Below are 14,166 nucleotides of genomic sequence, written 5' to 3'. Positions count from 1 at the left end.
GAGGTGGTTAGGTGAAAAAAATAGAAAATAGTATTTTTAAAGGAATAGTAAGATTTCTAACTTTATTTTCTGTATTAATACTCTCTTTTATTATAGTTTTTATCTTAAAGGAAAGTATTGTATTTTTTAAAGAAGTATATATAATTAAATTTATTTTTGGAAGGAAATGGAATCCATTAGGATCTGCTGACAAATTGGCTATATTCCCTATAATATTAGGTACTATATATGTATCAGTTATAGGAATTATTATAGCATTACCTATTGGTATAGGGAATGCTATTGTTTTATCTAGTTATACAGATGGAAAGGTCAAAAGGGTAATTAGAAGTATAGTAGATATATTAGCAGGTATACCATCTGTGATTTATGGATTTATTGGTTTGTTAGTACTTGTAAAATTTTTAGAGATAAAGTTTGAATTTCCTACAGGTGAGTCAGTATTAGCAGGAGGAATAGTTCTATCTATTATGATGCTGCCATTTATTATTTCCACATGTGAAGAATCTATGGAAAAGGTATATGCTGAATATTCAGGATATTCAAATGCCTTAGGAGTATCTAAAAGTTATATGATTCGGAAGATAGTTTTACCTAATAGTAAAAGGAGTATTTTAGCCTCTATAGTACTAGCATTAGGTAGGGGTATGGGAGAGACTATGGCTGTAATGATGGTAATAGGTAATGCACCTATAATGCCTAAGTTGTTAGGGAAATGTCAAACCATACCTTCCTTAATTGCCCTGGAAATGGGAATGGCAGAGGTTGGGAGCCTACATTATCATGGTCTTTATGCTTCAGGATTTATACTTATGATGATTTTGTTAATTATTAATATAATTTTATATATAATAAAAAGAAAATTAATATAAAGGTTGAAATATATGAAAGAAAAAATTGAAGATAAAATATTTAAATTATGGATTATATCTAGTACCATAATAGTTGTCACAATTATAGTATTTGTTTTGGGGTATATTTTAAGGAAAGGTTTTGGAGCTATAGACTTAGAATTTATTTTTGGCAATCCCAAGGGTATACCATTAGGAGTAGAAGGTGGAATATTTCCTGCTATTATTGGTAGTTTATTATTGATGATTTTATCATGTATTTTTGCATCAATATTAGCTATTTCAACTGCTATTTACACAGTATTCTACTGTAGTTTTAGGAAAGTAAGAGATATTATTCATTTAATAATACAGTGTATGGCTGGTGTGCCTTCCATAGTATTAGGAATGTTTGGATATACTTTATTGATTTTATATCTTAGAATTAATAGGTCTCTTTTAACAGCAGCCATAACATTAGGGATTATGATATTTCCATATATTGAGGTCAGAGTAGAAAAGATACTTAATGAAGTTAATTCTAGTATAATCAATTCTTCTTATGCCTTAGGAATTTCAAAATTTCATACTATTATTAGATTAATCTTACCAATATGCAAAGCTGATATTATTTCGGCAATTCTTCTAGCAGGAGGATTTGCCATGGGAGCTACAGCACCAATAATATTAACAGGGGCTGTGATTTTCGCACCAATACCCCAATCCATATTTTCACCTGTTATGGCTCTTCCATTTCATCTCTATATATTAACAGGAGAGGGAATATCCCTTCAGAATGCTTATGGAACTGCTGCAGTACTTATTATAATATTACTATTAATAAATATTCTATCATTGATTATAGGCAGAAGAAAGGAGCATAGATAGATGGAAATAATAAAGGTAAATAATTTAAATGTAAGTTATGGAAATAAGTTAATATTAAAAAATTTGTCAATGCCCTTTATTAAAAATAAGATTACAGCAATTATAGGACCATCAGGATGTGGAAAATCTACATTTCTTACAACACTTAATTTAATGTTAGAGGAATATGATGGAAAATATAATGGAGAAATTCTTTTCAAAGATAAGGATATTAAAGCTTATGATAAAGATGAAATAAGAAAAATGATAGGTATGGTATTTCAAAAACCTACACCATTTCCCTTATCCATATATAAAAATATGACATATGCACCTATATATTATGGAGTACGAGATAAACAAGAATTAAGAAACTTAGTAGAAAGCAATCTAAAAAAAGTGGGACTTTTTGAGGAAGTAAGTAATGAATTAAACATGTCAGCTATGAAATTATCGGGAGGACAACAACAAAGGCTTTCCATAGCAAGAGCCTTAACCGTGGAGCCTGAAGTATTGCTATTAGATGAGCCTTGTTCTGCATTAGATATAAAGAACACTGCAATTATTGAAGAAATGTTATTAGAGCTTTCTAAGGAATATACCATAATAATAGTAACCCATAATTTATCTCAAGCAAAAAGAATATCAGATTATGTTGCATTTGTTTTAGATGGAGAGCTGATAGAATATGGACATACAAATGAAGTATTCTACAATCCACAGGATAAACGAACAAAAGAATATCTAGATGGAATATATGGATAGATTTAGTAGGAGGAATACAAATGATATTATATGAAATACCCGGTAGAGATAATATAGCAGTTGAAAATATTGTATTTGATTATAATGGTACAATTGCAGTGAATGGAAAGTTAATTGATGGAGTGAAGGAATTAATAAATGAATTAGCAAAATATGCGAAAGTCCATATCTTAACAGCTGATACCTATGGAACTGTGGCAAAGGAATGTGTTTATATTGATGCTGAAGTTATAACTTTTCCAAAAGAAAATGCAGGTAAATCAAAGAAAGAGATAGTAAGAAGTCTTGGTGGTCATAAGACCATATGTCTAGGTAATGGATATAATGATATTTTAATGTTTGAAGAGGCTATATTATCTATTGCAATAGTAGAAGGAGAAGGTGCTTGTGGAAAACTATTATCTAAGGCAGATATAGTTACTAGGTCTATTGAGGAAGGAATAGAAATATTGCTTAATAAGAATATGGTGAAGGCAACACTTAGGACTTAGAAGGAAAAAATCACTCTGTATTTTTATCAATTTATTAAAAACTGTTTTATTATTATATTGATCTATAAAAAAGAACCACATTTCATTGTGTTGAGTTAAAGGCAATGAAATGCGGTTCTTTTCATTATATAAATTGTTTCATGTCAACTTGTAATTATTTTTTTAATGGAACATTAGTACATAGGGGTTCTTTATTTTTATAGAAAATATTTAATATTTGAATCTGCCATATAAAGGAGAAGGGTATTATTATTTATTCAAAATAAAATGTTACTAAGCTTATTGCAGGATTTTAATTAACATATCTATATATTTTAGAAGATACAATATATTTCAGTGAACATTCAGAGTAGTCTGACATATAAATATAGAGTAAATAATATTAGCAAATCTTCTGGAAGGTTGAGGTGCAAAGTCCTAAAATTTAAAATGAAATACAATGACAGTTCAGCCACCAGATTATGAAAAGAAAGAGAAAGGAGGGAATTGTTATCATAATAAAAGGAGGTGTAATTTGATTAACTTAAATCTTCTATGATATTTATTAATTAAAATCTTAAAAATTAGGGGGAATATAATTTGGTAACGTTTTTTAAGTCAAGAAAAAGTAAATCTGTTGTATCCATGATGATAGCAATGTTTTTGATGCTTAGTTCATTTGTATCCTTTGCTGAGAATCTAGATACAAATCAAAGAAATCAGGAATTGTTAAAGGATAAGGTATCAAGTGAAGTATTTGATAGGTTTGATTCTGGGGAAGATAAGGTTGAAGTTTTAGTTAAATTAAGAGAACAAGCCGATGTAGAAAAAATAGCTAATGATGAAAGATTGCAGTTAAATTCTTTAAGGATTGATAATGATGAAATGAAATTATTGACTAGAGAAGCAGTCATTGATGAGTTAGAAAGTACTGCTGAAAGAACACAATATAGATTGTTACAATATATTGAAACTGAAACTAAAAATGGTAATATAGAAGAATATGAGTCCTATTATATAGTCAATATGATATATATAAAAGCTACGCAGGATGTAGTTAATAGAATAGCACTTATGAATGATGTAGAAAAAGTTTATTTTAATGAAAAAGTATACCTGAATGATTATACTAGAGAGCCAGAAGGTGTAATTGAGATATTAGAAGAAACAGATATAGTACAAGAAACTGACGCTGAGGAGGGTAAACTTGAAGTTATTGAAGAAGCAATGAAAGAAACCATAGCAAGTGATATTACCCCTAAAGCTGTATTACCGTCAGATATTGAATGGAATATAAAAATAGTAAATGCTGATAAAGTATGGAGCACATATGGGATTAATGGTACAGGTGTTGTAATAGGTATGATTGATTCAGGAGTAACATGGAATCACCCAGCCTTGAAAAATAAATATAGAGGGTATAATCCAGCAACTGGAGCAGTAAATCATAATGGGAACTGGTATGATGCATATGCTGGAAGAACAACCCCATATGATGATTCACAATCACCACATGGTACTCATGTTATGGGTACTATATTAGGGCAAGAACCATCAGGTAGAAACGCAATAGGTGTTGCACCTGGAGCTAAATTTATAGTTGCAAAAGGATTAGGCCCAAATGGAGGATCTGCAAACCAATTAATATCAGCAGGACAATGGATGCTTAAACCAGGTGGAAATGCTGCAAATGCACCAGATATAATTAATAATTCATGGGGTGGCGGTACTGGAATTAATGACTGGTTTAGAGGAGTAGTAAGATCATGGAGAGCGGCAGGAATTGTTCCAGTATTTGCTGCTGGAAATCAGCTTAGAGGAGAACCAGCTCCATGGCCAGGATCAATATCCTTACCATCATCATATCCAGAAAGTTTTGCAGTGGCAGCTACAGATTCATCTAATAGAAGGGCAAGTTTTTCTAAACTAGGACCTTCACCTTATGATAGTAATATACCAAAACCAGATATATCAGCTCCAGGAGTAAATATACGTTCATCAGTAATTAATGGATATGAAAGTGGTTGGAGCGGTACATCAATGGCAGCTCCCAATATTGCAGGAGTGGCGGCATTGATATTAGAAGCAAATCCAAATCTTTCAGTAATCCAAGTAGAAAATGTAATTAAAAACACTGCTACGCCTTTAACAGATACCACATACCGTACATCACCTAATATGGGATACGGATATGGTCTAGTAAATGCACTTAGAGCAGTAGAAAGTGTATCAAGATTACGATCATTACAACCAATAGAAACCAGCATATTAACAGGTAGGATAACCAATAGTAAAGGAGAAGCTATTTCAGATGCAAGTATAATAATAGATGATACATTATTATATACTACAACTAACAGCACTGGCTATTACACTATAGAAAATATACCTGCTGGGTCTTATACAGTAACAGTAACAGCTACAGGATATAATTCTATATCAGGTAATATAACTATAAATGTGAATCAAGAAATAACAGCCAATGGTACAATGGTTCTAAATACAGAACCAGTGCAAACTGGTACAATAGCAGGTAGAGTAATAGATTATAATACAGGAGAAGTTATTTCAGATGCAAAAGTAGATATTGATGGCACTTCACTTTATGTATATACAGATAATGATGGATATTTTATATTAAATAATGTACAAGAAGGAGTACAAACCATTTGGATATCAGGACATGAACACAGTGCTGTTTCAGGTAATCTTACAGTCACATCAGGAAAAATTATAAATGTTATGGCTAGATTAGTACCAAGTAGTGAATATAAATCAATAGTAGAAGATGAAATAACTGAGCCAATATTAGAGCCGATTATTGAATTACCAATCGTTGAGCCACCAAAAGTTGATATGTAGACAGAGGTACTGGAGTTTTGTCTTACACAAAATCACCTATCAATACTGATAGGTGATTTTGCATATATTGATATTTTTGATGATTGTCTTATTTGTTGACATAAATTGGATCGATGTTATAGGGTTTTGGGAAGGAATTTTCCCATAAGGAATTTTTGAGTTTTTCTATAGGAGAAAATTTATGCCATCTAATCAATTATTCAAAAACACATAATGTTTATACTGATTATCGCAAGGCAGGGTAATCCAAAAAATCTATGGAAAATATACTGTAGATTTACATATATACAAGGTCGTAAAGAAAGCTTTTGATGAATTAGAAGTTTTCTGTCCTGTTTACAAGGATATTTGCTTTATTTTCTCATTAAAATATGTACATCTGAAATTATATTAACTAAATTTTTGCATGGTTAACATTTTTATTTTTAAGCATATAAATTTTGAAAATAACTTCAATTTTGGTGTAAGTGAATTGGATTAAAAGCTAATAAAATCAAATAGTCAATTCAATAAAATTCGATATATTGCCGATTTTGTCGAACTAAATATATTGATTCTGATATTGATTGATGTTAATATATGTATAAAATTAATGTTTTTAGAAGAATTAAATATTTCTAAATTCCATTGTTACATTACTTAAAGTATATGAATTCTTTTTAAATATATTAGCTGTTAAGGAGTTTATCAACCAGCATGAAGATATATTATTCATATTAAATCTTCTATCATATTCATCAATGTTAAATCCACAAGAAAATGTATAGAATAAGCTAAAATCTTATTTCCATAAATATAAAATAAGAAATTCTATTAAGGACATTCAATAATTTATTTCTGATTACTTTAATCATGTAAATTCTAATAAAGCCGAAACTAAATCTCTTGTTAATGCGAAATCTTATTATAAATAATTTGGGTTTTGAGATTATTTATCTTAAATAAATATTTATTTTAAGTCTAAAAACTGATATATATTAAATATTTTTCAATATAAAAACATAAAGTATAGATTCTTGAAAAAAGTTCTTTTTAGATGGAAATTTAATTATGTTGATAGGTGAAAATATTAAGAGAAAAAAATTGTTGATTTCAATAACTTGAATTGATTTTAATTAAAACTTATCAAAATTAGAAGAATAGAATAAAGACTTATTTAGCTGAAACTGATATAGATTTCTCTTCTGTTTTTAAATTTAAGTTATATTAACAATGCTAGTATAACTTAAATAGGTGAAAATTAATTATTTCAATAGATAAAAGTTAATATTTATGTGGTTTTCATAATTCTAAAATGAGATAAAAATTTATAGTTACGAGGGATTGTATGAATGTGGAAGTCTTTGGAGTAAATTACCAATGAGCTACTATTCTTGTAAATGAATATGATAAGTTTTGAAATTTAAAATATTTGCGAATTTGATAACTACTTTGATTGGAGACTATAGAAATATTCGGCTGAATTTGGTTAAGTATGGATTGCAAGATACATACAGTATTTGGTTATTTTTTCCAATGGAAAAAATATATTTAAATCAAAAGGAAATCTGACATTAATTTGCTCTATTTTCTATATGATGAGAAAAATTTTAAATTAGCTAAAAATTTCTATAGCCAATTTTTTTATAATGCTAAAAAAGAATCGTCTCCGTTGTCTAAGATTTTTCGAGAGTGTACTAATTAAGAAAGGGGGTATTTGATTGCGTTTGTGGATTATTCCAGATCATCTAATTAGGCAATTTGAATATAAAAACTTACGAGATGAGGAGTATGAAAAGGTAGTAAGAAGAATGGAATGTACTTATACTACAAAACAAAGTGTAATTATGATATTAAAAGGAATATTATTTACTATTACTTTAACGGTTATTGAATATATTATAAAAAATCTTGAAATATCGGGATTATTAATGATTATTTTTAAAGTTGGATTTTTTGGTTCTCTTATGGGGATAGCATATGTTCCATATGGATTATATAATTTTATAAAAAGTTTTATGCGAAATTAATATAATATACTATATTATATTATTGTAACTCCGCACTTATTGGATTGGATTTAAAAACAAAATCATGAGATAAATGTCATGTATAATGCGTAGAATATAGTTTTATACATAGCGAGGTGTTAAGGTAATGAAAAAATTGATTCGTCAAGTTACAGTGATAGCTATAATATTAATGTTAATGTTGATTTTTACCGCATGTGAAAATTCCGATGAAAAGCTAACAACAGAAGACTTATTAAATGATTTTGATTACATGATGCAAACAATGGAAGACACCTTTCCGTATTTTGGAGTTGTAGAAAGAAAATTAGGTGTGGATATAAGAGCCCTAGGGATGGAAACACGAACTATAATAGAAAATTATCCTTATTCCCTTGAAACTACTGCAAATAAATTAGGTATTTCCTTGGAGGATATGCCTGACTTGGATGAACATATTTTTTGGAGCATTATATACCATGAATTTTTTTCACATTTCATGCGGTTTGCCCATACCTTTGTACTGGATTTTAGTAGATATAATATGTATCAACCAGCTTTTTCAAATCGTTTTAGTTTTCTGTATACACCTAATAATTACAATGTTTTTACTAATCATGTGTCACAAAAATTTTACCAAGAACAGGAAGACTTTTATAATACTATTTTTGAAGATCAAGAAGCACTTTTTCAATTTGTTTTTCGGGATGTGCTTCCAGTTACAGTTCCATCTCATAACATAGTTGAAACAGAAATTATTGAAGAAGACAGGGTAGCTTATTTAAAGATATCAAGCTTTAGCAATTTCGACCCTAGTGCTGTTTCTACTACCTTGAAAACATTTTATCGTGATATAAATGAATATGAGCATTTAATTATTGACATCAGAGACAATTATGGAGGATCAACGGATTTTTGGAGAATGATTATTATGAAACCCCTTTTGGCGTATAGGGAAAATATGCCTGATATGCCCTTGTATGCTTTTTTCCGAGGAAGCAAGCTTGGGAAATCTTTAGCGAAAGACTATCTTGAAATTGAATCACAGTATTCACGTTATATGCCTGAAACCGATGATTTGCTTAGTGTAAACGAGATTATGGAATCAAACAACCTACCATATATTAGTGAAGATGATTTACAAGATTTAGATTATGGTGTTAAGTTTAATGCCGGTATTGGCAATATTGAATTGCAACATCTACGGCAATTGGGATTTCCGAATATTTCTGGTCAGCCTTTTAAAGGAAAGGTATGGCTTTTGACAAATGAAAATAACTACTCTGCATCAGCACTGTTTGCTCACCATGCAAAAGAAATGGGATTTGCTACCCTTGTGGGAGAACAGGTCGGTGGTGCATATGCTATAAATGGAGCCCATTTTACCTTGCCTAATACTGGGATTATATTAAGGTGGGATATAGACTATTTAACTGATAATTATGGTAATGCCTTAAATGAATTCCCGACCACCCCTCATCATTTTAACAACCTTGGTATGGATGCACTAGAGACTGTTTTACAGTTAATAGAAGAAGGTAGCTTTTGAGGATAATACGTAGGACATTCTAAACTGAATGTTTGATGCATAAATTGGTGATTTACTCTGATAATAAATTTCTCCAATAGATTGATGAATAATATAGAGATCTCTATCTTTGAAACAATGGTTAAGTGGCAAAAATGTGATAAGATTGTGCACAAGTGGGAAACTTCATTATATGACAATTTAAAATCCCGTGGTTACTATCGAAATTAATAAATCACTAGGTCTTAAAGTTATAAGGTTTTGAAATAGTGACTTATAATACAAAACAAATAGTTAAAGATAAAGATGATAATTCAATTTAACAGTGGGGTTTTGATTTGAAAGCAGGAAATAGAATAATATTCAATCAAGATGGAGAAATTTTATGTTAATTCGGAGGAATGCAAAGAGAAAAAATTCAAGAAGAAATAATAAAAGAATTGAAAATCAAATATTATTAGAAGATGAAAAAGTATGGGGATTTTATAATGATAAATCAAGTAGTAGTTAGAATAGTAGCAGAAAGAATAATAAACGAAGGTATTAATCCTAAGACGAATGAAGTGTATCAATTAGATGATGTAACTAACATTGAGTATCGGTCAAGCGGTAGAAGATTATATATTAATGAATACAGAAGGAATTTAAGATTTATATAACTAAATGATCAAAAGGGCAATAGACTAGGCAATAGTCTTTCTTTATTGTTCTTTCCAGGATTGTGATTATTTAGTATTTATGATATAACCTATGTAAAATATATAGGAGAAATATTATGGAAAATAAGATATATATATTTTTGTTAAAAGAAAGATAGAAGAATATGTTAAAGAAATAAGAGTAAGACATACTAATGCTCACGGTATATGGTGTCTTGATGAGATAAAAAAGAAACTATACAATATTATAAGAAAAGCACTGGTGGAGAGTATAGAGATGAAACTTTATTGAGATGTATATTCGAACTTAAAAACAATTTTCTTAGAATGGATATTGTAAACAGTAGCATCATAGGAGGTATTGTATCAATAGTATTTACATTTTCAAATGATGTTCTTGAGATAATTAACAATATGAATCAAAAAATTAATATTGAAATAAGTAAAAATGGTAACAAAGAATTAATTAGAAAAATAAGTAATGTTAAAATTACAAATAATATAGAAATGTTTATAGTGGTATTTATTATAGTTTTTATATGTACATTAATGGTTTTATTCATTGAGAAGATGCTTAACTCTGTCAAAAATATCCCCACAATCTACTTAAATGAAAAGGAAATAAAAATAATAGAGGATATACTGGAAGGTGATTAAGAGAACTTACTTAATGTAGGTTCTTTTTTAATACAGATTTTGTAGGGATGATATTGAAATCAGATAAAATAGTATCAGGAATTATAGCATTACTAGGCACACTAGTAAATTATCTTTGGGAGGTTGGGATATGGCTCTTAGAACATTATTTTTATTTATGGTCTTAGATTATGTTCTAGGAGTTATATGTGGATTTAAGGAAAAAGAATTATCGTCAGAGGTAGCATTTAGAGTAATACTTAAAAAAGCAACTATACTCATAGTAGTAGCAGTGAACCTAGATAATGTATTTAATACTCAAGGTACTATAAGAAGTATGGTTATATTTTCTATGGGGATTAGAAAGAATATCCATATTAAAAAATGCAGGGAGAATGGGAATACCTATTCCTGAAAAATTCAAATATGCACTTATACAATTAAGGAAGGAAATAAAAAAGAGGTGAAAGAATAATGAATGTATTTTTAGATGCAGGTCATGGCGGTAAAAATCCAGGGGCATTAGGTAATGGATTAAGAGAAAAAGATATAGCATTATCAGTAACATTAAAAGTAGGAGAAATACTAAAAAGGCATAACATAGAAGTAATATATTCAAGGACTACAGAAGATAGAGGAATAAAAGCAGCCAATTTTGCAGTATTAAGACAAAGTAATATGCCTAGTGATTTAGTAGAATTAGCTTTCATTACTAATGTAGAAGATTCTAAAATATTGAGAAAGAAGCAAGATGAATTAGACTTAGCAAGCATCTAAGAGAATATTGAATTACTTAGGAGTGAAACATATTAATAAAATTAAAGAGCTAGATTGTAGCTCATGGGCAGTAGATACTATGGAGTAGGAAATGGATTTAGGTCTAACTGATGGAAATAATCCTAAGGAATCTATTTCATTAGAAAGATTTATTAGAATTTTTATAAATAAGCAATATTCTTTTGATATATACACTTCATTGAAATCCATGCTATAATTAGAATATAGATAATTTGTAATTAAACAAATAGGTAATGGTAAAATAAACATACATTACATAGTTTAGGAGGCAAAAATGACTGAAGTTATTGTACATAAAATGAAATATTATGGTGGAAAAGTGAATTCAGACATAGATGTAGTTAATTATAGTAATGAATATTATAATGATTATCGAAGAATTAGTTGTGACTGCTTTCGGAATTTAAGAATAGCTACAAACTTAAACCCAGATTCATTTTACACACAAGAGGAAATGAACGAAAAGAGACATAATGTTTTTATTATGTTTATAGATCAAGAAATGGTAGGTTCTGTTGAAACACATGAGAATATAATAGATCATTTGTTTGTTAATCCTAAATATCAAAATAAAGGATATGGAAAGAAACTTTTATTTTTTGCTATTAATCATCTACAGGAAACAGGAACTGATGAAATTATTTTATTTGTTGCAGACTTGAATAAAGAAGCTATTCAGCTATATTTGAATAACGGATTTAAATGTATAAACACAACAATAGAAAATTGGGGATAATAAGCACAATTTATAGCAAATTTCTTTTGCAATATATTTTTATAGGATTACAAATTAATTTATTTTTAAACTTATTTGATATATAGTACTTGTAATAGTTCATGATAAAATGTTTAATTTTTTTAGAATATATATTGTCTACCTATAATAGTGTAAATATTATAGTAGATTGACAAATCATTATAAATAGATGTGTATGATAGGTTTAGATATAATAACAAGCAGTAAAATAAAATAATATTACAAATAAATTGATAGGTCGACAAAAACTACCTATATAACCTAGTGAAACCAGGCAACCAAAAGATTCGCATTTAATAGAACTATATTAGAATGTAAATGCCGTTATATATTAATACATCATCATGTAAATTAGTATTTAATAGAACTATATTAGAATGTAAATACAACAGAAAATACCAACATAGACAACGTTAACTATATTTAATAGAACTATATTAGAATGTAAATTAAGAGAAACCTGCATAGAAAACAAGAATGTGCTAAATTTAATAGAACTATATTAGAATGTAAATACACATGATTATTTCTTCATCTATAAATACTGTATCATTTAATAGAACTATATTAGAATGTAAATACCTTTAGGGTTTTCGACTAATTTGTCGATAACTCTATTTAATAGAACTATATTAGAATGTAAATTGACCAGTATTAAAACCCCTCTTTAATAACTTACCTAAATTTAATAGAACTATATTAGAATGTAAATATTTGTTTTGCCCATGCGTCTACTACTTGTGATATTATTTAATAGAACTATATTAGAATGTAAATTTGGGTCTTAACTGGATTAAACTTGGGCTAGATTCATTTAATAGAACTATATTAGAATGTAAATCGCTTTGGCTTGTTTTAAAGTTTCTCTACTTTTAGGATTTAATAGAACTATATTAGAATGTAAATATTGAATAAATAAACCTCCTTGGACAAGCTACCTCATTTAATAGAACTATATTAGAATGTAAATGAGTCAGTTACTAACTTTGAACCTTATGACGTTGGATTTAATAGAACTATATTAGAATGTAAATATAGAAGATATATCCTGTATGGACGTATTTAATAACAATTTAATAGAACTATATTAGAATGTAAATTCAATACTAACTGAGGTTATAGAATATGTTCATTCAATTTAATAGAACTATATTAGAATGTAAATATTCAATGAGTGTCTTCTAAAATATTCCTCTAATAAATTTAATAGAACTATATTAGAATGTAAATCTTGAATAGACGAGAGGATTTTTTAGCCATTGACTTATTTAATAGAACTATATTAGAATGTAAATTGCAAGTGTTTTGATTGTTAGAAGTTTATAAAAACAAAAAAAGATAGGATTTAATTCCTATCTTTTCTTTTATATTCTACTGTTTGTGCGAGAAGAACTAATGCCGGTGGCCGGATTCGAACCGGCACGGTGTTGCCACCGGTGGATTTTGAGTCTTTGAAGTTGTTTGGAAGCCTTTGGAATGTAGTGGAACAGACTGGAACTTAGAAGCCTTAAAATACGCATAAAATACAGGGTTTATAGGGGCGAGTGGGGTGTTCTTACTGCCATCATTGGGCTAATTAAAAATATATGATTTGGCAAGAAAAAGTACTTTTAGAGGGATATTAGGAAGGATATGGAGGGATTTCCCTTCCTATTAGATATAAATGGAATTTACATAGCCAGCGTCTACTACTGACAAGGTTAATTTAGGGGGCTGACTTAGAAATGAAAGATAAGAATTACTATAAAGAAATGTTTAAGGACTATCCTGATGTTGTAGACCTAGTACAGTTTAGGGAAATGTTAGGTGGTATTGCAGATAGTACTGCAAGGAAACTTATGAGGGGAGGAATAGTTAAGCACTTTTATATAAGGAATACTGTAAAGGACAATGATAAAATACAGATAAAAGGTAATCAAAAAGTACAGAGTTCTTAATCAAAGAGGGAACACTACCTAAAGAATAAAAAATAATAGGTGGTGTGAATATGAAAGGAGAACTTTGGA

At 28.9% G+C, this 14,166-nt stretch carries 14 protein-coding genes, 1 pseudogene and 1 CRISPR repeat array; all 15 genes and pseudogenes read left to right on the top strand.

The annotated features are described in order from the left end of the window. Positions 1-11 precede the first annotated feature (11 nt). The 15 genes and pseudogenes from pstC to FYJ83_RS14055 all read left to right on the top strand — a co-directional run bounded on the left by pstC (position 12) and on the right by FYJ83_RS14055 (position 14,097). Positions 12-872 carry a phosphate ABC transporter permease subunit PstC gene (pstC, locus tag FYJ83_RS14110; protein WP_326828345.1) on the top strand — a complete coding sequence of 287 codons (861 nt, stop codon included), beginning with the start codon at positions 12-14 and terminating at the stop codon, positions 870-872. A 12-nt stretch (positions 873-884) separates the two neighbouring features. Continuing rightward, the gene (locus FYJ83_RS14105; protein WP_154441547.1) at positions 885-1,718 is read left to right on the top strand and encodes a PstA family ABC transporter permease; all 834 of its coding nucleotides are present in this window, start codon (positions 885-887) and stop codon (positions 1,716-1,718) included. Then, positions 1,719-2,462, top strand: a complete 744-nt coding sequence (locus tag FYJ83_RS14100; protein ID WP_154441545.1) for a phosphate ABC transporter ATP-binding protein — start codon at positions 1,719-1,721, stop codon at positions 2,460-2,462. A 20-nt stretch (positions 2,463-2,482) separates the two neighbouring features. Continuing rightward, positions 2,483-2,953: an HAD family hydrolase gene (locus FYJ83_RS14095; RefSeq protein WP_154441543.1), complete on the top strand. Its 471-nt coding sequence runs from the start codon at positions 2,483-2,485 to the stop codon at positions 2,951-2,953. 579 nt (positions 2,954-3,532) lie between these two features. After that, positions 3,533-5,794 carry a S8 family serine peptidase gene (locus FYJ83_RS14090; RefSeq protein ID WP_154441541.1) on the top strand — a complete coding sequence of 754 codons (2,262 nt, stop codon included), beginning with the start codon at positions 3,533-3,535 and terminating at the stop codon, positions 5,792-5,794. A gap of 1,700 nt (positions 5,795-7,494) precedes the next feature. Next, a complete protein-coding gene (locus FYJ83_RS14085) occupies positions 7,495-7,803 on the top strand; it encodes a hypothetical protein (protein ID WP_154441539.1) in 309 nt (102 codons plus the stop codon). Between the two features lie 127 nt (positions 7,804-7,930). Beyond that, positions 7,931-9,331 (top strand): S41 family peptidase, encoded by a 1,401-nt coding sequence (locus tag FYJ83_RS14080; protein WP_154441537.1) that lies wholly within the window; start codon positions 7,931-7,933, stop codon positions 9,329-9,331. Between the two features lie 364 nt (positions 9,332-9,695). Further along, positions 9,696-9,821 carry a hypothetical protein gene (locus FYJ83_RS20340; protein ID WP_268233529.1) on the top strand — a complete coding sequence of 42 codons (126 nt, stop codon included), beginning with the start codon at positions 9,696-9,698 and terminating at the stop codon, positions 9,819-9,821. Then, positions 9,799-9,969: a hypothetical protein gene (locus FYJ83_RS19705; RefSeq protein WP_195838011.1), complete on the top strand. Its 171-nt coding sequence runs from the start codon at positions 9,799-9,801 to the stop codon at positions 9,967-9,969. Before FYJ83_RS20340 ends, FYJ83_RS19705 begins: the two co-directional genes overlap by 23 nt. 327 nt (positions 9,970-10,296) lie before the next feature. Continuing rightward, positions 10,297-10,626, top strand: coding sequence for a hypothetical protein (locus tag FYJ83_RS14075; protein WP_195838010.1), 330 nt, complete (start codon positions 10,297-10,299; stop codon positions 10,624-10,626). A 73-nt stretch (positions 10,627-10,699) separates the two neighbouring features. Next, a pseudogene (locus FYJ83_RS14070) lies at positions 10,700-11,072 on the top strand (phage holin family protein). Positions 11,073-11,079: 7 nt separating this feature from the next. Continuing rightward, positions 11,080-11,382: an N-acetylmuramoyl-L-alanine amidase family protein gene (locus FYJ83_RS14065; protein WP_154441533.1), complete on the top strand. Its 303-nt coding sequence runs from the start codon at positions 11,080-11,082 to the stop codon at positions 11,380-11,382. Between the two features lie 91 nt (positions 11,383-11,473). Then, positions 11,474-11,599: a hypothetical protein gene (locus tag FYJ83_RS20330; protein ID WP_268233528.1), complete on the top strand. Its 126-nt coding sequence runs from the start codon at positions 11,474-11,476 to the stop codon at positions 11,597-11,599. A gap of 78 nt (positions 11,600-11,677) precedes the next feature. Next, entirely contained in the window at positions 11,678-12,139 is a 462-nt protein-coding gene (locus tag FYJ83_RS14060; protein ID WP_154441531.1) for a GNAT family N-acetyltransferase, read from the top strand. A gap of 312 nt (positions 12,140-12,451) precedes the next feature. Beyond that, a CRISPR array of direct repeats spans positions 12,452-13,455; the repeat unit is 29 nt; unit sequence ATTTAATAGAACTATATTAGAATGTAAAT. A 429-nt stretch (positions 13,456-13,884) separates the two neighbouring features. Continuing rightward, positions 13,885-14,097 carry a hypothetical protein gene (locus FYJ83_RS14055; RefSeq protein WP_154441529.1) on the top strand — a complete coding sequence of 71 codons (213 nt, stop codon included), beginning with the start codon at positions 13,885-13,887 and terminating at the stop codon, positions 14,095-14,097. Positions 14,098-14,166: the final 69 nt, after the last annotated feature.

The sequence above is a fragment of the Tissierella pigra genome, assembly GCF_009695605.1.
Classification (GTDB): domain Bacteria; phylum Bacillota; class Clostridia; order Tissierellales; family Tissierellaceae; genus Tissierella; species Tissierella pigra.
The sequence above is the reverse complement of the archived record's forward strand: the minus strand, read 5'-3'. Positions and strand labels throughout refer to the sequence as shown.